Origin of the sequence: Sphingomonas sp. CD22 (assembly GCF_034556155.1) — a bacterium.
GTDB lineage: Bacteria > Pseudomonadota > Alphaproteobacteria > Sphingomonadales > Sphingomonadaceae > Sphingomonas.
Map to the genome: position 1 here is coordinate 491,269 of NZ_JAYDYX010000003.1, position 22,360 is coordinate 513,628.

Consider the following 22,360-nt stretch of genomic DNA (forward strand, 5'->3'; position numbering starts at 1 on the left):
TGGGGAGGAGCGCCCGATGCCGTCAATAGCCATCTTCCCCGGCGGTGTCGAGGGCCTGCAAAAAAGTTGCGGCCTGAGCCAGTGTTTCCTTTTGAGATTGCTCGGATTGCTTCGCCCACGTACTATATGGCATGCGCAGGCGCATGTTGCCGCCCAGCTTGTCCTCGTGGCGGACGAGGAAGTCCCAGTAGAGTGCGTTGTACGGGCAGGCGTTTTCGCCGACCCGCTGCTTCACGTCGTAGCGGCATTTGCCGCAATAGTCGCTCATCCGGTCGATATAGGCGCCCGACGAGATATAGGGCTTCGACCCCAGCAGGCCGCCGTCGCCGAACTGGCTCATCCCGAGCGTGTTGGGCAGCTCGACCCATTCATAGGCGTCGATATAGACTTCGAGATACCAGCGATGGACCTCGGCGGGATCGGCGCCGATCAGCAGCGCGAAATTGCCGGTGACCATCAGCCGCTGGATATGATGCGCGTGCGCGGTGGCGAGCGTCTGGCCGATCACCTCCTTGAGGCAGTGCATGTCGGTCTCGCCGGTCCAATACCAGCCGGGCAATTTGCGGTGATGATCGAGGAAGTTGCGCTCGACATATGCGGGCCCCTCCCGCCAGTAGATGCCACGCATATATTCGCGCCAGCCGATGATCTGGCGGATATAGCCCTCGACCGAATTGAGCGGGGCGCGGCCGGCGCGATATTCCGCCTCGGCGCGCCGGCACAGGTCGAGCGGATCGAGCAGCCCGGAATTGATGTAGGGCGACAGGATCGAGTGCCAGAGGTAGCGCTCGCCGGTCAGCATCGCGTCCTCGTAATCGCCGAATTGCGGCAGCGCCTTTTCGAGGAAATAGGCGGCCTGTTTCTCGGCATCGGCCGCGGTCACCGCATAAGCGAAACCGTCGAGCGTGCCGGGATGATCGGCGAAGCGCTCGGCGACCAGCGCCAGCACCTCCTGCGTGATCGCATCGGGCGCGAACCTGTGCGGACGCGGCATGAACAGGTCGTTCTTCGCCGGCTTGCGATTCTCCTTGTCGAAGTTCCAGCGTTCGCCGACCGGCTGTTTGCCATCCATCACCAGCCCGGTCTTGCGACGCATGACGCGGTAGAAGAACTCCATCGTCAACTGGTTGCGGTCCTTCGCCCAGGCCTCGAACTCGGCATGGTCGCAAAGAAAGCGATCGTCGCGGCGGATGTCGACGGGCAGGCCGAAGATCGTCTCCCAGCCGTCGATCATCGCGACGACGCGCCATTCGCCGGCTTCGGTGACGGTGATACGGTCGGGTGCGTGGCGCTGGACGGCGCGGGCGATCTCGCCGGTGAAGCTGCCGCTGTTGTCGGGATCGTCGAGCCGGACGTAATCGATCGTCCAGCCCGCGTGCGCCAGCGCCGCGGCGTGGTGGCGCATCGCCGACAGGATATAGGCGATCTTCTGCTTGTGGTGGCGGACGTAGGTCGTCTCGTCGCCGACCTCCATCATCAGCACGATCGTTTCGGCCGGGTCGGCGTCGCGCAGCGAGGAGAGGGACAGGCTGAGCTGGTCGCCCAGCACCGGAACCAGCGTTTTCATATCGGGATCGACATCCTACATGGCGGGGCATGACCCCAATGCACCTCGGCCAAGCCAGCCAGCTGCCCGCCTCTCCCGAAGAGGCGGTGCTCGATTATGTTCCCAACCCGCGTGCCGGAACGACCTATCTCGTCCGTTTCGCGGTGCCGGAATTCACCTCGCTCTGCCCGGTGACTGGCCAGCCCGATTTCGCGCATCTCGTCATCGATTATGCGCCCGGCGAGACGATCGTCGAATCCAAGTCGCTCAAGCTGTTCCTCGGGTCGTTCCGCAACCATGCCGGCTTCCACGAGGATTGCACCGTCGGCATCGGCCAGCGCCTGTTCGACGAGATGAAGCCCCAGTGGCTGCGCATCGGCGGCTATTGGTATCCACGCGGCGGCATTCCGATCGATGTCTTCTGGCAGTCCGGGGCGCCGCCCGCTGGCCTGTGGCTGCCCGATCAGGGCGTGCAGCCCTATCGCGGCAGAGGCTGATCGCATCCGGGTCGCCGCTGGTTGCAGTGCAACAAGAATGCAACCTTTGGGCCGTTCGCGTGTTCACCAAACAGCAAGGTTTTGGCTTCGCCACAAATCTGCCTTTTTGAAGGGACTCGGATGTTTACGACCGCGGGGAATGGCGACGGAATCCAGCATCTGGCGATGATCGGCAACTTCCTGCCGCGCCAATGTGGTCTCGCGACGTTCACGACGGACGTGTATCAGGCGATGCGCGACCGTTTCCCCGATGTCCGCGTCGACGTCTATGCGATGGACGATCATCCCGGTCGCTACGACTATCCGCCCGCGGTGACCGGCACGATCCCGCAGAACGATCTGTCCTCCTATCTCACGACCGCCCGGACGATCGAGGCGAGTGGCGCGCAGGCGATCTGGGTGCAGCACGAATATGGCATCTACGGCGGTCCGGCCGGCGAGTATCTGCTCGCCTTGCTCGACCGGACGACGCTGCCGGTGATCGTGACGCTGCACACCGTCCTCGAAAAGCCCAATGCCGACGAGCGCCGGGTGCTCGAAGGTCTGTTGCGCCGCGCCGCCAAGGTGGTGGTGATGGCCGAGCGGGGCCGCGACATCCTGCGCCGGGTCTATGGTGCGGCGCCGCGTCAGATCGCGATGATCCCGCACGGCGTGCCCGATCGCCCCTTCGTCGATCCCGAGACGCTGAAGCCGCGCTTCGGCTGGCAGGGCCGCGACGTGGTGCTGACCTTCGGCCTGCTCGCCCCCAACAAGGGAATCGAGACGATCATCGATGCGCTGCCCGCCGTGACGGAGCGCCATCCCAATCTGCTGTACGTCGTGCTCGGCGCGACCCACCCCAATCTCGTCGCGCATGAGGGCGAGGCCTATCGCGACCGTCTCAAGGCGCTGGCGGAAGAGCATGGCGTCGGCGACAACGTTGCCTTCATCGATGCGTTCGTCGAGCATAACGAACTGATCGACTATCTGCAGGCGGCCGACATCTACGCGACGCCGTATCTCAATCCGGCGCAGATCACCTCGGGCACGCTGTCCTATGCGGTGGGCGTCGGCAAGGCGGTGATCTCCACGCCTTACGTGCATGCGACCGAGATCCTCGCCGACGGTCACGGCGTGCTGGTCGACTTCCGCGACGTCGCCGCGTTCGCGCGCGAGATCAACCGGCTGCTGTCGAGCGCGCGCGATCGCACGCGGCTGGCGCAGCGGGCTTATGATCGCGGCCGCACGATGATCTGGCCGCGCCTCGCCGAGGCGACGCTGCACGAGACCGAGGTCGCCGTCGCCGCCCGCCCTAGGCGGCTGGCGCAGCCCCAGCAGGGTGTGCGCGCGTTGAAGCCCAATTTCGCCGCGGTCGAGCGGATGAGCGACGGCACCGGCATGTTGCAGCATTCGATCTATTCGGTGCCCGATCGCCGCCACGGCTATTGCATCGACGACAACGCCCGCGCGCTGATGCTGATGAGCGCGATGGACGATATCGATCCGGTCGAGCGCGACAAATGGACGACGATCTACGCCTCCTTCGTCCAATATGCGTGGAATCCGGACGAGCGCCGGTTCCGCAACTTCATGAACTTCGACCGGACGTGGTGCGAGGACGTCGGCTCCGAGGATTCGAACGGCCGTGCGATCTGGGCGCTGGGCGTCACCGCACGCGACGGCAAGGATGCCAAGCATCGCGACTGGGCGCGCAACATGTTCGACGCGACGGCCAGCCTTGCGCTCGACCTGGGGTCGCTGCGTGCGCAGTCGTTCGCGATGCTCGGCGCGGCGGCGATGCTGGAAGCGTCGCCCGGTCACGATCTGGCGCGATCGATCCTCGAACGCTTCCCGGACGATCATCTCGCCTTGCTTGCCGAGGCGCGTCGGCCGGAATGGCAGTGGTTCGAGATCGTCCTCGCCTATGACAACGCCCGTTTGCCGCAGGCGCTGATCGTCGCGGGTCAGGCGCTGGAGCGGCAGGATCTGATCGACTGCGGTCTGGAGACGCTCGACTGGATCGTCGCCAAGCAGACGTCGCCCGAGGGGCGGTTCCGTGCCGTTGGTACCGAGAGCTTCGGCCGGCCCTATGCCGAGCCGTTGCAGTTCGACCAGCAGCCGCTCGAAGCGCAGGCGACGGTGGATGCCTGTCTGGCGGCCTGGCATGCGACCCGCGATACGCGCTGGGTGGCAGAGGTGGAGCGCGCCTATGCCTGGTATCTCGGCCAGAACGACCTCGATTTGCCGCTTGCCAGCCCGCTGGATGGCGGCTGTTTCGACGGGCTGATGCCGACCGGGCTCAACCGCAATCAGGGTGCCGAGTCGATTTTGGCGCTTCAACTGGCCAGTTGCGCGATTTCGGGGCTTTCAAAGTCGGCCCAAGGCGTGGCAGGGACGACGCGCGTCGCCTGATCGGTTCGGGCGGCGGTCCAGTCAACGACCCGACCGGCGAGGCTTAACAATCGCGATGGATCTGTTCACCCACCGCTTGCGGCTTCATGCCGATCCGTCCCGCGTGGTCGTCCGGCCGTTCCACATTGCGTGGGGCGGCAAGGGCGGCCCGCCCAACCGGACCGAGCGTCTGGTCGGCGAAGTGCTCGAAATGTCGTCTGAAGAGGCGCGCGAGCAGCTCGAGACGGTGCTCAAGGATTTCGAGGCGCGCCACTGGCAGACGCGCCGCGTCTTCATGACGCGCTACGACGAGATCGAGGATCTGCTCGGCCTCGACGGCGCCGAGATCAGCGACGAGAAGCGCCAGCTGATCGGTGCCTATTTCTGCCACGAATACAGCTATGCCGCCGCGGCGTTGATGAACCCCAGCGCGGTGCCGCATTTCGACCAGACGGGCATGCCCGAGGGGTCTATGCGCATCCTGATGAGCCTGCGCTCGGTCGGCGAGGGGCATATCTCCTCGGTCGCGTTCCGTGAGGGGATCATCACCAGCGGCAACGAGCTGAAGCTGGCGCCGGAGCCGCCCTTCGCCACAGCGACCGACGTCGTCGGTGCCGGCGAGGACGAGATTCCCGAAGGCCCGGTCACCGTGTGGCGCCATCGTGATTCGACGCTGTCAGGCACCGTCATCTTCCCGATCACGCAGGCGCAGTCGAAGGGGCTGGAGGATTTGCGCATCGTCCACTTCCAGCATGAGGACGGCAGCCACGAATGGATCGGCACCTATACCGCCTATAACGGTTCGGTGATCCAGTCGGAGCTGTTGCGCACGCGCGACTTCCGCGCGTTCGATCTGGTGCCGATGTCGGGACCCGCGGCGCGCAACAAGGGCATGGCGCTGTTCCCGCGCAAGGTCGCCGGCCAATATATGATGATCGGCCGGCAGGACGGCGAGAATCTGTTCCTGCTCAAGTCGGACAGTCTGGAGCATTGGGACGAGGGCGAGAAGATCCTGACGCCGGTCTTCCCGTGGGAGCTGGTGCAGATCGGCAATTGCGGCCCGCCGATCGAACTCGACGAGGGCTGGCTGCTGCTGACCCACGGCGTCGGCGCGATGCGCAAATATTCGATCGGTGCGGCGCTGCTCGACAAGAACGATCCGTCGAAGGTGCTCGGCCGCACCCGCGAGCCGATCCTCGCGGCGAAGGATCAGGACCGCGAGGGCTATGTGCCCAACGTCGTCTACAGCTGCGGCGCGATCAAGCACGGCGACACGTTGTTCCTGCCGTACGGCATCGCCGACAGCTCGGTCGGCTTCGCCTTCGTCAAGATCAAGGACATGCTCGCCGCGATGGTGTGAGGCGTGCCCTGCGCCGGTCTCGTCATCCCGGCAAAAGCTGGGCCCATGGTCATGATGCGCGTTCGTTTCGCGCATCATGCCGCCTACCGTAACCGTCGGTCCCGGCTTTTGCCGGGATGACGGCTAAGTGTTGGGATCTGTCTTGGCCCGTTTGGCGGGGATCCGAGACAGCTTGGTGAGCAGCAGCGGAATGTCGTCGGTGATGAACGTGTCGGTCGGCACGGCGACGCTCGACTGCAGCGCCTCGCTCACCCTCGCCAGTCGGTCGCGCTTCTCTTGTGCTGACGATGTCACGACGAACCCCATGATACGCTAACTGAAAACCCGGCAATCACCGGCCGGGGGGGATGGCTGGGTGATCACCGGGTTCCATTTCCTCAACGGCCGATCCTGCGCCGCGTTCCAACGGTTGGCCGCATTTAGGCGGCGACGGAGCGTCGCGTGTAGCGGTACAGGCCGGCGATCAGCGCCAGGAACGCGATCGTCCCGCCGATCAGGGCCGCCGTCTCGAACCCCGCCGGCGCGATCGCCAGCGGCGCGTCGGAATTGGTGAGGTAGACGATGATCGCGAAGCCGACGCCCCACAGGCTCTCGCCGACGATCATCCCGGTCGCGGTCAGCACGCCCATGCGCTTGGCCAGTTCGACATCGGGGGTCCGTTCCGCCCAGCGGTCGTAGAACGCGCCGATGACCGCGCCGATCACCACCGGCAAGGTCACCGCCATCGGCAGATAGACGCCGAGGCCGATCCCGAGCGGCGGCAGGCGCAGCTTGCCGAGCCGCCCCAGCGTCTCGTCGAGCAGGATCACGCCGACGCCGACCAATGCGCCATAGCCGATCATCGCCCAGTTGAGATCGCCGCCGAGCACGCCCTTGGCGAGCGCGGAGATCAGCGCCGCCTGCGGCGCGGCGAGCGCGTTCGGGCCGGCGCCGGGCGCGCCCTGGAACCCCAGCGTCGTCGCGAGCAGTTCGAGCACCGGCGGCACCACGAGGCTGCCGAAGATCACGCCGAAGATCAGCGCGACCTGCTGCTTCCACGGCGTCGCCCCGACGAGCTGGCCGGTCTTGAGATCCTGCAGATTGTCGTTCGAGATGGTCGCGACGCCGAAGACGATGCCGGTGACGATCAACGCATAGGCGACCAGCGCCTGCGTGGTGTCCGGCCCCGCGCCGCGGCCGAACAGGCCGACGAGCATCAGGCTGGCGGCGAGCACGGAGAGGATGCCGATCCCCGACACCGGGCTGTTCGACGCGCCGATCAGGCCCGCCATATAGCCGCACACCGCGGCGATGATCAGGCCGAGCACCAGCACGAACACCAACGCGCCCGCGATCAGCACCAGCGCCGATCCCTCCAGCGGCCCGCCCGCGATCACCGACCACAACAGGCCGGCGATCGGCACCAGCGTCGCCAGCGTCACCGCGACGACGATGCCGATCGACAAATCGCGCTCGCCGAGTTCGAGCACCGCGCCGCCGCGCTTCGCCTTGCTCGCCGCGATCGACGAGCGGATGCCGCCGAGCACCGGCCCGATGATCTTGAGCAAGGTCCAGATCGCCGCGACGCCGATCACGCCCGCGCCGAGGAAGCGCACGTCGGTGCGGAACACGCCGCCGACCCACGCCTCGATGCCGACGCCGGCGGCGGCGGGCGACAGGCCGGTCAGGATCGGCAGCGCGATCCACCAGCCGATGACGACGCCGGCGAACATCGCCAGGCCGACCGACAGGCCGACGAGATGCCCCGCACCGATCAGCGCGAACGACAGCCCGCCCGAGATCGCGGTCGCACCCGCGCCGGCGCGAAAGAAATGCGCCGCCTCGGCGACCACCAGCTTGGTCTGGGTCAGCACCGCGAAACCCGCCGAAACCAGCGCGTTGACGACGATCAGCCGCAGCCCGCGCGTGCTCTCCGCCTCGCCCGCGCGGCTGCCGGCGCCGACCATCAGCACCTCGGCGGCGGCACGGCCTTCGGGATAGGGCAGGTCGGTGTCGACCACCAGCGCGCGGCGTAGCGGCACCGAGAACATCACGCCGAGGATACCGCCGGTCATCGTGATCCCGGCGGTGAGCAGATAGGGGAAACCCTGCCACCAGCCGATCATCACCAGTCCGGGCAGCACGAAGATGATCGCCGCCAGCGTCCCCGCCGCGGAGGCGACGGTCTGGACGATGTTGTTTTCGAGGATCGTCGCGCCGGGCAGATAGCGCAGGATCGCCATCGATATCACCGCCGCGGGGATCGAGGTTGCGAAGGTCAGCCCCACCTTCAGCCCGAGATAGACGTTGGCGGCGGTGAACAGCAGGGTGATGAGCCCGCCGAGCAGGATGCCGCGGACGGTCAGCTCGGCGACGGGCCGGGTGGTGGGGCTGGGGGCGGTGGCCATCAGGGAAATGCGCTCGCTGGCAAAAAGGAAGTACCGCGGGTTGTGGCACGGTACGCGGCCGTCGGGCAATGGCGGCGACGTGCGCGACATAAAGGTGCGCCGTCTCGACAGGCGACGCGCCTTTCCGCTAGGCGGCGGCCATGGATAGCAACACACCCTTGCGCGTCGCCCTCGCTGGCCTCGGTACGGTCGGCGGCGGCGTCGTCCGCCTGCTCGATGCGAACCGCGATCTCATCACCCGCCGTGCCGGCCGCCCGATCGAGATTGTCGCGATATCCGCGCGGGATAGGTCGAAGGATCGCGGCGTCGATCTCGGCCGCTTCGCCTGGGTCGACGACATGCGCGATCTCGCCGGCGGCGACGGCGCCGATGTGGTGGTCGAGCTGATCGGCGGCGCCGACGGCCCGGCGCTGACGCTCGCCCGTACCACGATCGCGGCGGGCAAGGGATTCGTCACCGCGAACAAGGCGATGATCGCACACCATGGCCTCGAACTCGCGCAGGCGGCCGAGGCTGCGGCGGTGCCCCTCAAGTTCGAGGCGGCGGTGGCCGGCGGGGTGCCGGTGATCAAGGGGCTGCGCGAGGGCGCCGCCGCAAACCGGATCAGCCGGGTCTATGGCATCCTCAATGGCACATGCAATTTCATCCTGTCGAAGATGGAGGCGGAGGGGCGCGACTTCGCCGACGTGCTCGCCGAGGCGCAGGCGCTCGGTTACGCCGAATCGGACCCGAGCTTCGATATCGACGGCGTCGACGCGGCGCACAAACTGTCGATCCTCGCCAGCCTCGCCTTCGGCACGCGACCGGCGTTCGGCGACGTTTCGGCGACGGGCATCCGCCACGTCATCGCCGCCGACATCGCAGAAGCGGCGGCGCTCGGGTATCGCGTGCGGCTGGTCGGGGTCGCGGAGGCCGATGCGCATGGCCTGTTCCAGCGCGTCCACCCGCATCTCGTGCCGCTCGACCATCCCCTCGCGCACGTCACCGGGTCGCTCAACGCGGTGGTGGCGGAGGGCAATTACGTCGGCCGCCTGTTCTTTCAGGGCGCCGGCGCGGGCGAGGGCCCGACCGCGAGCGCGGTGGTCGCCGACCTGATCGACATCGCGCGCGGCGAATATGGCTCGCCTTATGCCATGCCGGCGGCGGCACTGACCGTCGAACCCGCCGCCGACACCGGCGAACGGCGCGCACGATCCTATCTGCGATTCACCGTGCAGGATCGCGTCGGCGTGCTCGCCGAGATCGCCGCGGCGATGCGCGATGCCGGCGTGTCGATCGAGAGCCTGATCCAGCGCGGCGTCGCCGCCGACGGCAGCGCGATCGTCGCGATCGTCACGCACGAAGGCCCGGAACGCGCGGTGGTCCACGCGCTGGAGAAGCTGCGGGGCTCGCAGAGCCTGTCCGGCCAGCCGCTGTGGATGCCGATCCTGGGATAACGCCATATTCCTCCCCCGCCAGGGGGAGGGGGACCGTTCGGCGAAAGCCGAATGGTGGAGGGGGAGGAAAGGGCGGAAGCGCTGTCATGACACTCCGTCCCATCCTCCCGCGGCGACACCGCTTCGCGCTACCACCTTCCCCCGGCGGGGGAGGAATTACGGCGTGCTGAGGTCGATTGCCACGCGGCCGCGCTTGTCGGGTTTCTTGGCGAAGGCGGATTTGGCGACTTTCGCCAGCGCGCCGACGAGCGGTACGATCGGCGGGCCGAAGCCGACGGTGCAGCCGCGAAGCGTCGCCGCGCAGGGCGGGGCGTCCAGCGCCAGCGCGGTGGTCGCTTTCAGGTCGCGGTTGGCGCCGCGGCCGGGTGGCGGCCCTATCTCGTCGGGGAGCGGCAGCGTCTGCGACGATGTGCCGTCCGCGCAGACGACGATGTCGGTCTTGTCGGCCTGCGGCATGCACGGCTGCGGCGTGAGGATCGACCAGCGTTGCGGTGCGTCCGGCGCCGGCGCCGGAGTCGCTGCCGCAGCGGCCTGAAGGGCGATCGCGAGCCAGATCATGGCGCGAGCGGCCGGTTGGTGACGCCGCTGACGCCGGTCGCGCTGCTCACCGTCACACCCGCCATGCCGCCGCCGACGAGGAACGGGCTGAGATCCTGCACCGGATTGGTGCGGTTGAGCAGCCGGTCGCGCTCGACGCGCACCGCCTCATGCTTGGGATCGCCCGCATCGTGCTCGACGAACGGCACGCGAAAGCGATCGGCGCGACGCCGGCCGCAAACGGTGATGTCGGTCTTGTTGGGATCGGTGGTGCAGCGATCGCCGGCAATCAGCGACGACGATCGCGCGATGACCGTAGCGGGGTCCTCGGTCGGGGCGGCAAACAGCAACAGCAGCGCAAGCATCCAGCCCAACTCCCATGACGAGCGGTGCCGGCATCCTCGCCGAGCCGGGCCGGCGAATCAAGCCTCGATCGGCGCGACGCCGAGCCGCGGGATCTCGATCGCCGGGCAGCGGTCCATGACCACCTGCAGCCCGGCCGCTTCCGCCCGTGCCGCCGCGGCCTCGTTGATCACGCCCAGTTGCAGCCAGACCGCCTTGGCGCCGATCGCGATCGCCTCGTCGACCGCCTCGCCCGCGGCTTCGGGGCGGCGGAAGATGTCGACGATGTCGATGGGATCGCCGAGCTGGTGCAGGTCGCGGAAGACGAATTCACCGTGGACGTGCTCGCCGGTGATCTGCGGATTGACCGGGATGACGCGATAGCCGTGGCGCTGCAACGTCGCCATGACGCCATAGGATGGCCGATCGGGCCGGTCCGAGGCGCCGACCAGGGCAATCGTCCGTGCGCCTTCCAGCAGCGCCTTGATCGCGGCATCGTCGGTCAGCGGCATGATCGTCTCCTCAATGGGCGCGCAGCCAGTCATCGACCTGACCCGCTATCGCATGGAACGCGGTCGCATCGGCGCCGTTCCCCGCCGCCGGCGGCTGGCCAGCGTCGGAGGCGGTGCGGATGCCGATCGCCAGCGGTACCCGGCCCAGGAAGGGCAGGCCGAGCCGTTCCGCGGTCGCCTGCGCGCCGCCATTGCCGAACGGATCGGACAGTTCGCCGCAATGCGGGCAGACATAGCCCGCCATATTCTCGACCAGTCCGATGATCGGGATACCCGCCTTGTCGAACAGGTCGATCGCGCGCGCCGCGTCGATCAGCGCGAGGTCCTGCGGCGTCGAGACGATGATCGCACCCGCCGGCTTGTGCTTCTGCACCATCGTCAGCTGAACGTCGCCGGTGCCGGGCGGCAGGTCGAGTACCAACGTGTCGGTCGCCCCCCAATCGGCATCGACCAATTGCGTCAGCGCGCCCGCCGCCATCGGCCCGCGCCAGGCGATCGCCTTGCCCGGCTCGATGAGCTGTCCCATCGACAGCATCGGCACGCCATAAGGCGTGGGGACGGGGTCGAGCACCTTGTCCTTGGCGGTCGGACGCTGGTCCTCCGCCGCCATCAGCCGCGGCTGCGAGGGACCGTAGATATCGGCATCGACCAGCCCGACGCGGCGGCCGCGCGCCTTCAGCGCGATGGCGAGATTGGCGGCGAGCGTCGATTTGCCGACGCCGCCCTTGCCGCTTCCCACCGCGATCAGGCGACGATGGATGCGCTCGGCGGTGACCACCAGCCGCACCTCGCCCGTCCACGCCGCGCTCGCCGCGGCGCGGACCGCGGCTTCCAGCGCGTCGCGCTCGGCGCCGCCGAGGCCGGTCGCGTCGAGCACGATGCCGGCGCGTGTGCCCTCGAACCGGACCGTCGCCCGCTCGCCCGCGGCGGCGCGGACCGCGGCAATCGTTACGTCTTGTGTCATGCGGCACCAGATAGGCCCGCGTCGGCGGCTTGCCACTGTTTTTCCGCGTCCGCCTTCTTATAAGGAAAGGATGAATATCCTGCCGGGCCGCAAAAGCCGCCCTCCCATTCTCGCTGCCGAAACGCCCAAGGGTCCCTGGGGACAGGGCGATGACGCCAATGGCGGCGCCAACGGCGGTGGTCCGCGCAATCCATGGTCGCTGCCGCCCGGCGCCCGCAAGACCGGCGCCAAGCCGACCGCGCTCGACGAATTCCTCCGCAAGGCGCGGGGCGGCGGCGGCGGCGGTAACGGCGGCGGGCTCGGTGGCCTGCCCGGCGCACCCAATGCGCGCGCTTTGTGGCTGATCGGCGCGGGGATCATCCTGCTGGTGTGGATCCTCTATACCTCGATCCACCCGATCGCGCCGCAGGAACGCGGCGTCGTCACCTATCTCGGCCGCTATTCGGGTACGCTTGATCCCGGTATCGCGATGACGATGCCGGCGCCGATCGCGCGCGTCGTCAAGGTCGACGTGCAGAACATCCGCATCGAGAATTTCCCGGAGAGCGGCACCGAGAATCTGATGCTGACCCGCGACCAGAACATCATCGATCTGGCCTATGCGGTGCGCTGGAAGATCTCGAGCCCGCAGAATTTCGTGTTCCAGATCGACCGGCCGCGCGACACCGTGCGTGCCACCGCGGAGAGCGCGATGCGCGAGGTGGTGGCGAACGTCAGCCTCGATTCGGCGCTCGGGCCGGGCCGCGCGCTGATCGAGAACCAGGTGCAGGAGCGGATGCAGAAGGTGCTCGACGACTATAAGTCGGGCATCGTCGTCGTCGGCGTCGGCATCAAGCAGGCCGATCCGCCCGCGCGCGTCAACGACGCGTTCAAGGACGTCACCGCCGCGCAGCAGGATGCGCAGGGCGTCCGCAACCAGGCGCAATCCTATGCCAAGCAGGTCGTCGCCCGTGCCGAAGGCGAAGCGTCGCAGTTCGACAAGGTGTACGAACAATATCGCCTCGCCCCTGAGGTGACGCGCCGCCGCATGTATTACGAGACCATGGAGGCCGTGCTGGCCAAGTCCGACAAGACGATCGTCGAAGCCAATGGCGTCGTGCCCTATCTGCCGCTCGACCGCGCCCGGCGGCTGCCCGATGCCGCGCCGGCACAGGCAACCCAGGTGCAGCCCGCGCCGACGACGGGAGGCGGCCAGTGAACGGCCTCTGGCGTCACCCGATCGCGCTCGGCCTCGCCGCGCTGGTCCTCGTCATCCTGTTTTCGGCGACGATCACCATCGTGCCCGAGACGCAGCAGGCGGTGATCCTGCGCTTCGAACAGCCGGTGCGCACCGTCAACGCGTGGAAGCCGAACGAACAATTCGGCCGTACCGGTGCCGGCCCGATCCTGCGCATCCCGTTCATCGACCGGCTGGTGTGGCTCAACAAGCGCGTGCTCGACGTCGACTACGACAATCAGCAGGTGCTCTCGTCGGACCAGCTCCGGCTCGAGGTCGACGCTTATGCGCGCTTCCGCATCATCGATCCGCTGAAGGCGGTGAACGCGACCGGCAGCACCTCGCAGACCGAGGCGGCGATCACCGAGGCGCTGCGCCCGTTGCTCGGCAGCTCGATCCGCAACGAGCTCGGCAACCAGCCGTTCGCCACCCTGCTCAGCCCCGAGCGTGACCAGGTGATGGACAATATCCAGACCCGCATGCAGCGGCTCGCCAGCCAATATGGCGTGCAGATCGTCGACGTGCGCATCAAGCACGCCGATCTGCCCGACGGCAGCCCGCTCGACCGCGCGCTCGCCCGGATGGCGACCGCGCGCCAGCAGCAGGCGACGACGATCCGCGCGCAGGGCCAGAAGGAAGCGCAGATCATCCGCGGCGAGGCGGATGCGGCAGCGGCGCGCATCTATGCGCAAAGCTTCACCAAGGACGCCGATTTCTACGACTTCTACCGTGCCATGCAGTCCTATCGCCACACCTTCGGGGCGGATGGCGGACCGGCACCGAGCGGTTCGACGTCCATCATCTTGTCACCCGGAAACAGTTACTTGCGTGAGTTCGAGGGCAGGGGGCGTTGATCCGCAGGGATTGAGCCCCCAGCTTTCGGGCGTATGAACATTCAAGCGGCGTTCAGGCGTTTGGGTCCACTAAGGCACCAATTCCGACCGCCCTTCATGAAGAGGATTTTCTCCTAGTGCGCTACGCCTACGCCATTACCAGTGCGCTTCTCCTCGGTGGCGCGACCGCCACGCTGGCGCTGCAGCCGAGCACCGCGCAACAGGCCCAGAACGAGCCCGGTGCGATCCAGGCCGCCGCGCCCAAGGCCGGCGCGCCGATGAGCTTCGCCGACATGGTGGCCAAGTTGCAGCCCGCCGTGGTCAACATCTCGACCAAGCAGACGATCGTTCAGCGCCAGCCGGCCAACCCCTTCTCGGGCACGCCGTTCGGCGACCTGTTCGGCGGCATGGGCGGCGGGCAGGGCGGCGCACCGGTGAAGCGCGAGGGCGCGTCGCTGGGCTCGGGCTTCCTGATCTCGCCGGACGGCTATGTCGTGACCAACAACCACGTCATCGCGCCGGGTGCGGAAGGCGCGACGGTCAATTCGATCACCGTCACGCTGAGCAACAACAAGGAATATACCGCGCGCGTCGTCGGCAAGGACCAGGATTCGGACCTCGCGCTGCTCAAGATCGACGCCGCGGGCCTGCCGTTCGTGAAGTGGGGCGATTCGAGCCGCTCGCGCGTCGGCGATTGGGTGCTGGCGATCGGCGAGCCCTTCGGCCTCGGCGGCACGGTGACCGCGGGCATCATCTCGGCGATCAACCGCGTCACCGGTCAGGGCGGCGCCTACGACCAGTTCATCCAGACCGACGCCTCGATCAACCAGGGCAATTCGGGCGGCCCGATGTTCGACCTCAACGGCAACGTGATCGGCGTCAATTCGCAGATCTTCAGCCAGTCGGGCGGCAATATCGGCATCGGCTTCGCCATCCCCGCGGCGACCGCCAAGCCAATCATCGAGACGTTCATGAAGGGTGGCAAGATCACCCGCGGCTATATCGGCGTGTCGATCGGCGGCGCGGTCAACGACGATGCCGCCGCGGCGCTGGGCATCCCGAAGAACCAGGGCGAATTGATCGCGCGCGTCGAGCCGGGCGGCCCGGCGGCGAAGGGCGGCCTGCGTGCCGGCGACGTGGTCACCAAGATCAACGGCCAGCAGGTCACCCCCGACCAGACGCTGACGCGCCTCGTCTCCAATCTCCAGCCGGGTACGACCGCGCGCTTCGAGGTGTTGCGCGCCGGACAGCCGACGACCGTGAACATCCAGGTGGTGACGCGCCCATCGAACGACCAGCTCAAGGCGCTGGCCAACGGCGGCGAGGATTCGGGCGGCTTCGGCCCGAACGATTCGCAGACGGACGGCAGCGACGATGACGGCACGGGCAGCGCCGGGCCGACCCAGGGCAGCACCGCGCCGCTCGGGCTCAACGTCCAGCCGCTGACGCCGGGCATCGCCCGTGCGGTCGGCGTCGATCCCACCGTGCAGGGCGTGGTTGTCGCATCGGTCGATTCGTCGAGCGACGCCAATGGCAAGATCAAGCGCGGTGACGTGATTCAGGCGGTCAACAGCACGCCGGTTCGCACTTCGGCCGACGTCGCCCGCCTCGTCGCGCAGGCCAAGGCCGCAGGCCGTCCGCAGGTCCTGCTGCTGGTCCAGCGGGGCCGGATCCCGGGCTTCATCCCGGTGAAGATCAAGTAAGCGCCTGTCGCTTGCTGATGAGAAAGGGTCGTCGCTCACCCGAGCGGCGGCCCTTTCCTTTTGCCCGATCGCCGGGGTAGGTCTGCACCACGACAACAGGAGCGGACATGAGCGACGGCATCTTCATCGGCCTCGGCGGCGGCATGCCGCAGACGCTCGACCTCAAGCGCGCCAACCGCCACGGGTTGATCGCCGGCGCGACCGGCACCGGCAAGACGGTGACCCTGCAGGGGATCATCGAGGGCTTCTCCAAAATCGGGGTGCCGAGCTTCGTCGCCGACGTGAAGGGCGATTTGTCCGGCCTCGCGATGGCGGGCTCGCCGCAGGCCAAGACGCACGCCGCCTTCGCCGCGCGCGCCGCCGAGATCGGCGACACCGACTGGGTCTATGCCGACACGCCGGTGCAATTCTGGGACCTGTACGGCGAACAGGGTCATCCCATCCGCACCACCGTCAGCGAGATGGGGCCGCTGCTGCTCTCGCGCCTGATGGACCTCAACGACGTGCAGGAAGGCGTGATGACGATCGCCTTCCACGTCGCCGACAAGGAGGGGCTGCTGCTCCTCGACCTCGACGATCTCCAGGCGATGCTGGCGCATTGCGCGACGCGCGCCGACGAACTCACCACCACCTACGGCAACGTCTCCAAGCAATCGATCGGCGCGATCCAGCGCTCGCTGCTCCAGTTGCGCACGCAGGGCGGCGACCATTTCTTCGGCGAACCCGCGCTGGAGATGGACGATTTCCTCCGCACCGACGACAAGGGCAGGGGGATCGTCAATATCCTCGCCGCCGACAAATTGATGGCCGCGCCCAAGCTCTACAGCACGTTCCTGTTGTGGCTGATGAGCGAATTGTTCGAGCATCTTCCCGAGGTCGGCGATCCCGACAAGCCCAAGCTCGTCTTCTTCTTCGACGAGGCGCATCTCTTGTTCGACGATGCCCCCAAGGCCCTGCTCGACAAGATCGAACAGGTCGTCCGCCTGATCCGCTCGAAGGGGGTGGGCATCTATTTCATCACGCAGAACCCGATCGACATCCCCGACACGGTCGCCGGCCAGCTCGGCAACCGCGTCCAGCATGCGCTGCGCGCCTTCACCCCGCGCGATCAGGCGGCGGTGCGCTCGGCGGCGGAAACGTTCCGCGCCAATCCCGGCGTCGACGTCGCCACCGCGATCACCGAATTGAAGGTCGGCGAAGCGCTGGTGTCGTTGTTGCAGGCGGACGGATCGCCCGCGCCGGTCGAGCGCACGCTGATCAAGCCGCCCGCCAGCCGCGTCGGCCCGGTGACGCCGCAGGAGCGCGCGGTGATGATCCAGACCGACGCGATCGGCGACAAATACGACACTGCGATCGACCGCGAATCGGCCGAGGAGATCCTCGCCGCCAAGACGCAGGAGGCCGCCGCCTCCGCAGCCGCGGCGCGCGCGCAGGACGATGCCGCCAAGGCTGCGGCGGTCCAGGCCAAGGCCGATGCGCAGGCCGCCAAGGAGGCCGCCCGCGCGCAGGCGGCGCAGGCCAAGGCGGACGCTGCGGCGGCGCGGGAGTCCGCCAACTCCCCCTGGTCGAAGGCGATGACCTCCGCCACCCGCGCGGCGAGTTCGTCGATCGGCCGGCAGGTCGCCAACGAGATCGGCAAACAGGTGTTCGGCGCGGGCTCGCGACGCTCGTCGGCGAGCGGCGGGCTGGTCGGGACGGTGTTGCGCAGCGTGCTGGGGAATCTGATCCGGCGGTGAGGGCGGGGGGCTCGTCATCCCGCCCCCTTCGTCATCCCGGCGAAGGCCGGGACCCATGGTTACGGCACATTTGCGGTTTCGCGCCACTATCGACGTTCCGCATCCATGGGTCCCGGCTTCCGCCGGGATGACGAAGGGGGGGCGCCGTCACATACCCCAATCCCCGCGCAATTGCGTGTCGCCCAACCCCACCCCTACCTCGACAACGCCACCGCACCGGCGCAAACTGCGGCAGAAACGGAGCCTCATCATGTCCCTCGACGCCCCCCTCCTCGACGATTGGACCGCCGCCGGCGAAGCCGAGCTGGCCGACATCGTCACGCTGCGCCGCGCGATCCATGCCGAACCCGAGATCGGTCTCGACTGCCGCCGCACCACCGCCAAGATCAAGGCGGCGCTCGCCGGTCTGCCGCTCGACTATCACGAGGGCCCGTCGACCAGCGGCCTGATCGCGATCCTGCGCGGGCAGAAGGGTGACAACGGCCGCACCGTGCTGCTGCGCGGCGACATGGACGCGCTCGCGATGGAGGAGGAGACGGGCCTCCCCTTCGCCAGCACCATCCCGGGCCGCATGCACGCCTGCGGCCACGATTCGCACACCGCGATGCTGGTCGGCGCCGCCCGCGCGCTCGCCGCGCGCCGCGACCAGCTCCCCGGCACGATCGTGTTCATGTTCCAGCCGGGCGAGGAGGGGCATCACGGCGCGCGCTTCATGATCGACGACGGCCTGCTCGACGTCGCCGCACCCGACGCCGCCTTCGCGCTGCATATTACGCCCAACGCTCCCGCCGGCGTCGTCATCACCCGCGCCGGCTCGATCATGGCCTCGGCCGATACGGTGCACGTCGTCGTGCGCGGCGCGGGCGGCCACGCCGCGATGCCGCACGATTGCATCGATCCGGTGCCGGTCGCCTGCGAGATCGTCACCGCCTTCCAGACCTATGTCGCACGCGCGATCGCGGTCACCGACCCGGCGGTGCTGTCGATCACCAAGATCGAGGCGGGATCGGCGCACAATATCATCCCCGGCGAGGTCCGCATGCTCGGCACGCTGCGCACGCTGTCGGAGGCGACACGCACGACGATGCGCGCCGCGATCAAGCGTATCGCCGAGAATATCGCCGCGGCGCACGGCGCCACCGCCGAAGCGTGGATCGACGAGGGCTATCCGGTGACGGTCAACGACCCGCGCGGCGCGGCGCTGATCGAGCAGGTCGCGGGCGAGCTCGGCCAACCCTTCGCGCCGATGCCGCAGCCGATGATGGGCGCCGAGGATTTCTCCTACGTGCTGCGGAAATTCCCCGGCGCCTTCGCCTTCCTCGGCGTCGCCCCCGCGGGCAGCGATCCCGCGACCAACCCGCCGCTCCACAACACGCGCATGACGATCGAGGAATCGGTCATGGCGAAGGGCGTCGCGATGCATTGCGCGATGGCCACACGCTATCTCGAACGCGGCTTCGACTGACCCGGATATCTCGGCCGCCTGTTCAGGGTTATCGCATCGGCAGGAGCGAGGCCCGATCGGTTTCCCCATCGGGTTCGTCACCCCGGACTCGTTCCGGGGTCCACCCTGCGGTGAGGAGAGCGGCTCTAGGTTCGGGTGCGCTCCTGCAGACCGGTGGACCCCCGCACGCGTCGGGGGCAACGCGTCACCCCTTGATCAACCCGATCTCCACCAGCCGCTGGTGCAGATAGTCGTGCGCGGTGATCGGCTGTTCATACCGGTTCGGGTTCGCCGCGCTGATCGTCTGCGGCAGCGTCTCGATCAGGAAATCGGGCGCGGGATGGAGGAAGAACGGCATCGAATAGCGCGAATGGCCGCGGCGCTCGACCGGCGGGTTGACGACGCGATGCGTGGTCGACGGCATGACGTGGTTGGTCAGCCGCTGCAGCATGTCGCCGACGTTGACCACCATCGCGCCCTCGGGCGGCTTGATCGCCAGCCATTCGCCGGTCGCGCGGTCGAGCAGTTCCAGCCCCGCCTCCTCGGCGCCGAGCAGCAGCGTGATCAGATTGATATCCTCGTGCGCGCCCGCCCGCACGCCTTCGGCATCCGCGGGGATCGGCGGGTAATGGAGCAGGCGCAGTACCGAATTGCCGTCCTTCACCGCCGGATCGAACCAGTCGGGAGCCAGGCCGAGATGCCGCGCGATCGCCGACAGCAGCCGGTCGCCGGCGCGGTCGAAGGCGGTGAACAATTCGAGGAACGTGTCCTTGAACCCCTCTGGCCGCGTCGGCCAGATGTTAGGCGCCATCACATCTGCGTAGCGATGCCCCGCCGGCAGCTCGCGGCCGATATGCCAGAACTCCTTGAGGTCGACATGCGCGGCGTCCTTGGCGATCTCGGTCTTGAACGGCGTATAGCCGCGCGCGCCACCGCCGCCCGCGACGAAATACTCGCGCTTCTCCGCCTCGGGCAGCGCGAACAGCGCCTCGGTCTCGCGCCAGGCGCGTGCGATCAGATCCTGCGGCACGCCATGGTCGGCGACGATCGCGAAACCGAACCGCTCGAACGATTCGCCGAAGGCTGCGGCGAAGCCGTCGGGATCGCCGGCCTGATCGGCGAGGCTGAGCGTAGGAACCTGGGCGGAAGTGGAGTCGAGCATGCAAGCCATCCATTTGATGAAGCGGCTGTTATAGGCCGCCCGATCGGGCGCGTCATGCCCCCCGGCATGCTGCTTCGGCCGCGCGGCCGGTGGCCTGCATGATGATCCGAACCGGCAGCACCGTTCCCCGTCTTCGAACCCGCGCGACGCGGCCGATGTGATGGTGTCGCATCGTTTCGGCGCAGCCCCAAGCCGCTTGATCGCGGCGACCCGCGGCGGCTCTTGTGGTCGCACGCGAAATGCGGGCACACATCGATCGTCAGGGACGCGGTGGGGCTGCGGTTTCGAGACGAGGGAATAGGTCGCACCCGTCGCCACGGGCGCGGCGCATCATATTGGGGTCCGATGAGCATTTTCGCCCGTACAGCCACGATCGTCACCACGTTCGGCGCGCTCACCCTCGGTTATGGTGCAGCCCAGGCGCAGGACGGCGCAGCGCGGACCGCGGTCGCGGCGAAGGGCACGGGCGGCCCGATGCTCGACGCCAACGGCGCCGAGGCGCAGGCGGACCTCAAGGCCGATGCGCAATTCCGCACCCTGTTCCAGAGCTGGAAAAAGCTCGACATGCGGCCGCAGGGCGCGATCGCCATCCCCTCGGTCCAGCCCGTTCAGCATCTTCAGTTCACCAGCAACTTCGGCATCCGCTCCGACCCGTTCCGCGGCACGGCGGCGATGCACGCCGGTGTCGATATCCCCGGCCCGGTCGGTACGCCGATCTACGCCACCGCCGACGGCATCATCGATCACGCCTCGCGCCTCGGTGGCTATGGCAACATGGTCGAGATCAACCACGGTAAGGGCATCGCCACGCGCTATGGCCATCTGTCCAAGATCCTCGTCGAGGACGGCGCCCGCGTCACCCGCGGCCAGCTGATCGCGCTGATGGGCTCGACGGGCCGTTCGACCGGCCCGCATCTCCATTACGAAGTCCGCATCGACGGCCATGCGGTCAATCCGATCCCGTTCCTGACCACCGCCGATTATCTGCTCGCGTCGCAGGATCGTGCCGTCCACGCCATTCCGGTTTCGACCGACGGCCCCGCCGCGCAGGACTAAGTGGTCAGAGCGCCTGTGCCGCGGCCCAGCCGCTCGCCCAGGCCCATTGGAAGTTATAACCGCCGAGCCAGCCGGTCACATCGACCGCCTCGCCGATCGCATGCAGGCCCGGCACCCGCCGTGCTTCCAGCGTCTGCGATGACAGATCGGCGGTACTGATCCCGCCGACGGTCACTTCCGCCTTGGCGTATCCTTCGCTGCCGTTGGGCGTGAATTGCCAATGCGCCAATCGTCGCGCCGCCTCGTCGAGCCGGCGGTCGGGGATGTTGCCCAGCTCGACCGGCAGTTCCAGGCGCTCGGCCAGCGCCTCCGCCAAACGGTCGGGCAGCGTCGCGGCCAATGCCCTGCGCAGCGTCGCACGCGGTTGCATGCGCTTGGCGCTCATCAGCCAGTCGCGCTCCGCATCCGGCACGAAGTCGATCGCAATCGGCTCGCGCGGCCGCCAATAGCTCGACACCTGCAGGATCGCAGGTCCCGACAGGCCGCGATGCGTGAACAGCGCCGCCTCGCGAAACCGCGCCTTGCCCGCGCTCGCCACGACATCCGCGGCGACGCCCGACAGCGTCCGGAACAGGGTTTCGTCGCCGCCCAGCGTCAACGGCACCAGGGCCGGTCGCGGCTCGACCACCTTGAGCCCGAACCGGCGGGCAAGATCGTAAGCGGCGCCGGTCGCTCCCATCTTGGGGATCGACGGCCCCCCGGTGGCGATCACCAGTCGCGGCGCGCTGACCGTGCGGCCGGGCAGGGCGACGGTGAAGCGCGTGCCGTCATGGCCGATCTCGCCGAACGGCGCGGACAGCGCGACCTCGACCCGTCCCGCATCGCATTCGTCGAGCAGCATCGCGACGATCTGCCGCGCCGATCCGTCGCAGAACAATTGCCCCAGCGTCTTCTCATGCCAGGCGATCCGGTGGCGCTCGACCAGGGCGACGAAGTCGCTGGCGGTATATCGGCCGAGTGCCGATTTGGCGAAATGGGGATTGGCAGAGACATAGCGGTCCGGCGCGGTGTGCAGGTTGGTGAAATTGCACCGGCCGCCGCCCGAGATGACGATCTTCTTGCCGGCCGCGTCGGCATGATCGACCAGCAGGACGGACCGGCCGCGCTGCCCGGCGACCGCCGCGCACATGAGTCCGGCCGCGCCGGCGCCGAGGATGATCGCGTCGTAAGTGGAAGCCATGCGGCCACCTAACGCGTGTCGCCGGGTTTGTCGCGCAAGGCCGGCCAAAGCTGCACAGGATGCCCGCTGGCGAGCATTT

The 22,360-nt window shown here is 67.9% G+C and carries 19 protein-coding genes; 10 read left to right on the forward strand and 9 right to left on the reverse strand.

The features are described 5' to 3' along the window. Positions 1-22 precede the first annotated feature (22 nt). A complete protein-coding gene (locus SFC76_RS08630) occupies positions 23-1,567 on the reverse strand; it encodes a cryptochrome/photolyase family protein (protein WP_322849062.1) in 1,545 nt (514 codons plus the stop codon). Positions 1,568-1,596: 29 nt separating this feature from the next. Between SFC76_RS08630 and queF the strand changes: the two genes are divergently transcribed. From queF to SFC76_RS08645, 3 genes are all read left to right on the forward strand, one after another. Then, positions 1,597-2,043, forward strand: coding sequence for a preQ(1) synthase (gene queF / locus SFC76_RS08635; RefSeq protein WP_322849063.1), 447 nt, complete (start codon positions 1,597-1,599; stop codon positions 2,041-2,043). A 120-nt stretch (positions 2,044-2,163) separates the two neighbouring features. After that, complete coding sequence (locus SFC76_RS08640) at positions 2,164-4,434, forward strand: glycosyltransferase family 4 protein (RefSeq protein ID WP_322849064.1); 2,271 nt, start codon at positions 2,164-2,166, stop codon at positions 4,432-4,434. A gap of 55 nt (positions 4,435-4,489) precedes the next feature. Beyond that, positions 4,490-5,773: a glycoside hydrolase family 130 protein gene (locus tag SFC76_RS08645; protein ID WP_322849065.1), complete on the forward strand. Its 1,284-nt coding sequence runs from the start codon at positions 4,490-4,492 to the stop codon at positions 5,771-5,773. Positions 5,774-5,896: 123 nt separating this feature from the next. Here SFC76_RS08645 and SFC76_RS08650 read toward each other — a convergent pair whose 3' ends face one another. Beyond that, positions 5,897-6,025, reverse strand: a complete 129-nt coding sequence (locus SFC76_RS08650) for a hypothetical protein (protein WP_322849066.1) — start codon at positions 6,023-6,025, stop codon at positions 5,897-5,899. Between the two features lie 167 nt (positions 6,026-6,192). After that, positions 6,193-8,160: an OPT family oligopeptide transporter gene (locus SFC76_RS08655; protein ID WP_322849067.1), complete on the reverse strand. Its 1,968-nt coding sequence runs from the start codon at positions 8,158-8,160 to the stop codon at positions 6,193-6,195. A gap of 140 nt (positions 8,161-8,300) precedes the next feature. On the opposite strand from SFC76_RS08655, the gene SFC76_RS08660 reads away from it, so the two are divergent. Further along, positions 8,301-9,596, forward strand: a complete 1,296-nt coding sequence (locus tag SFC76_RS08660; protein WP_322849068.1) for a homoserine dehydrogenase — start codon at positions 8,301-8,303, stop codon at positions 9,594-9,596. Between the two features lie 156 nt (positions 9,597-9,752). On the opposite strand, the gene SFC76_RS08665 is transcribed toward SFC76_RS08660, so the two are convergent. The 4 genes from SFC76_RS08665 to SFC76_RS08680 are packed head-to-tail and all read right to left on the reverse strand — an operon-like array spanning position 9,753 to position 11,951. After that, complete coding sequence (locus tag SFC76_RS08665) at positions 9,753-10,154, reverse strand: hypothetical protein (RefSeq protein ID WP_322849069.1); 402 nt, start codon at positions 10,152-10,154, stop codon at positions 9,753-9,755. Then, positions 10,151-10,498, reverse strand: coding sequence for a hypothetical protein (locus SFC76_RS08670; RefSeq protein WP_322849070.1), 348 nt, complete (start codon positions 10,496-10,498; stop codon positions 10,151-10,153). Before SFC76_RS08670 ends, SFC76_RS08665 begins: the two co-directional genes overlap by 4 nt. Positions 10,499-10,555: 57 nt before the next feature. Next, the gene (locus tag SFC76_RS08675; RefSeq protein WP_322849071.1) at positions 10,556-10,987 is read right to left on the reverse strand and encodes a CoA-binding protein; all 432 of its coding nucleotides are present in this window, start codon (positions 10,985-10,987) and stop codon (positions 10,556-10,558) included. A gap of 10 nt (positions 10,988-10,997) precedes the next feature. Continuing rightward, positions 10,998-11,951 (reverse strand): Mrp/NBP35 family ATP-binding protein, encoded by a 954-nt coding sequence (locus SFC76_RS08680; RefSeq protein WP_322849072.1) that lies wholly within the window; start codon positions 11,949-11,951, stop codon positions 10,998-11,000. A 70-nt stretch (positions 11,952-12,021) separates the two neighbouring features. On the opposite strand from SFC76_RS08680, the gene hflK reads away from it, so the two are divergent. From hflK to SFC76_RS08705, 5 genes are all read left to right on the forward strand, one after another. Further along, positions 12,022-13,149 (forward strand): FtsH protease activity modulator HflK, encoded by a 1,128-nt coding sequence (gene hflK, locus SFC76_RS08685; RefSeq protein ID WP_322849073.1) that lies wholly within the window; start codon positions 12,022-12,024, stop codon positions 13,147-13,149. After that, positions 13,146-14,021, forward strand: a complete 876-nt coding sequence (gene hflC / locus SFC76_RS08690) for a protease modulator HflC (protein WP_038661752.1) — start codon at positions 13,146-13,148, stop codon at positions 14,019-14,021. Before hflK ends, hflC begins: the two co-directional genes overlap by 4 nt. Before the next feature lie 116 nt (positions 14,022-14,137). Beyond that, a complete protein-coding gene (locus SFC76_RS08695; RefSeq protein ID WP_322849074.1) occupies positions 14,138-15,703 on the forward strand; it encodes a Do family serine endopeptidase in 1,566 nt (521 codons plus the stop codon). A 107-nt stretch (positions 15,704-15,810) separates the two neighbouring features. Next, a complete protein-coding gene (locus tag SFC76_RS08700; protein ID WP_322849075.1) occupies positions 15,811-17,439 on the forward strand; it encodes a helicase HerA-like domain-containing protein in 1,629 nt (542 codons plus the stop codon). Positions 17,440-17,689: 250 nt separating this feature from the next. Continuing rightward, positions 17,690-18,904 (forward strand): M20 family metallopeptidase, encoded by a 1,215-nt coding sequence (locus SFC76_RS08705; protein WP_322849076.1) that lies wholly within the window; start codon positions 17,690-17,692, stop codon positions 18,902-18,904. A gap of 184 nt (positions 18,905-19,088) precedes the next feature. Here the strand turns inward: SFC76_RS08705 and SFC76_RS08710 are convergent, their stop codons facing one another. Continuing rightward, on the reverse strand, positions 19,089-20,045 hold the full coding sequence (locus SFC76_RS08710; RefSeq protein ID WP_322849077.1) for an isopenicillin N synthase family dioxygenase: 957 nt from the start codon (positions 20,043-20,045) through the stop codon (positions 19,089-19,091). Positions 20,046-20,390: 345 nt separating this feature from the next. On the opposite strand from SFC76_RS08710, the gene SFC76_RS08715 reads away from it, so the two are divergent. Then, positions 20,391-21,101 (forward strand): M23 family metallopeptidase, encoded by a 711-nt coding sequence (locus SFC76_RS08715; RefSeq protein WP_322849078.1) that lies wholly within the window; start codon positions 20,391-20,393, stop codon positions 21,099-21,101. 4 nt (positions 21,102-21,105) lie between these two features. Here the strand turns inward: SFC76_RS08715 and SFC76_RS08720 are convergent, their stop codons facing one another. Then, the gene (locus SFC76_RS08720; protein ID WP_322849079.1) at positions 21,106-22,281 is read right to left on the reverse strand and encodes an NAD(P)/FAD-dependent oxidoreductase; all 1,176 of its coding nucleotides are present in this window, start codon (positions 22,279-22,281) and stop codon (positions 21,106-21,108) included. Positions 22,282-22,360 lie beyond the last annotated feature (79 nt).

Excerpts from the sequence above, each read along its gene's own strand:
- SFC76_RS08630 (WP_322849062.1), bottom strand. The coding sequence starts at position 1,567 with ATGAAAACGCTGGTTCCGGTGCTGGGCGACCAGCTCAGCCTGTCCCTC.
- queF (WP_322849063.1), top strand. The coding sequence starts at position 1,597 with ATGACCCCAATGCACCTCGGCCAAGCCAGCCAGCTGCCCGCCTCTCCC.
- SFC76_RS08640 (WP_322849064.1), top strand. The coding sequence starts at position 2,164 with ATGTTTACGACCGCGGGGAATGGCGACGGAATCCAGCATCTGGCGATG.
- SFC76_RS08645 (WP_322849065.1), top strand. The coding sequence starts at position 4,490 with ATGGATCTGTTCACCCACCGCTTGCGGCTTCATGCCGATCCGTCCCGC.
- SFC76_RS08655 (WP_322849067.1), bottom strand. The coding sequence starts at position 8,160 with ATGGCCACCGCCCCCAGCCCCACCACCCGGCCCGTCGCCGAGCTGACC.
- SFC76_RS08660 (WP_322849068.1), top strand. The coding sequence starts at position 8,301 with ATGGATAGCAACACACCCTTGCGCGTCGCCCTCGCTGGCCTCGGTACG.
- SFC76_RS08665 (WP_322849069.1), bottom strand. The coding sequence starts at position 10,154 with ATGATCTGGCTCGCGATCGCCCTTCAGGCCGCTGCGGCAGCGACTCCG.
- SFC76_RS08670 (WP_322849070.1), bottom strand. The coding sequence starts at position 10,498 with ATGCTTGCGCTGCTGTTGCTGTTTGCCGCCCCGACCGAGGACCCCGCT.
- SFC76_RS08675 (WP_322849071.1), bottom strand. The coding sequence starts at position 10,987 with ATGCCGCTGACCGACGATGCCGCGATCAAGGCGCTGCTGGAAGGCGCA.
- SFC76_RS08680 (WP_322849072.1), bottom strand. The coding sequence starts at position 11,951 with ATGACACAAGACGTAACGATTGCCGCGGTCCGCGCCGCCGCGGGCGAG.
- hflK (WP_322849073.1), top strand. The coding sequence starts at position 12,022 with ATGAATATCCTGCCGGGCCGCAAAAGCCGCCCTCCCATTCTCGCTGCC.
- SFC76_RS08700 (WP_322849075.1), top strand. The coding sequence starts at position 15,811 with ATGAGCGACGGCATCTTCATCGGCCTCGGCGGCGGCATGCCGCAGACG.
- SFC76_RS08705 (WP_322849076.1), top strand. The coding sequence starts at position 17,690 with ATGTCCCTCGACGCCCCCCTCCTCGACGATTGGACCGCCGCCGGCGAA.
- SFC76_RS08710 (WP_322849077.1), bottom strand. The coding sequence starts at position 20,045 with ATGCTCGACTCCACTTCCGCCCAGGTTCCTACGCTCAGCCTCGCCGAT.
- SFC76_RS08715 (WP_322849078.1), top strand. The coding sequence starts at position 20,391 with ATGAGCATTTTCGCCCGTACAGCCACGATCGTCACCACGTTCGGCGCG.
- SFC76_RS08720 (WP_322849079.1), bottom strand. The coding sequence starts at position 22,281 with ATGGCTTCCACTTACGACGCGATCATCCTCGGCGCCGGCGCGGCCGGA.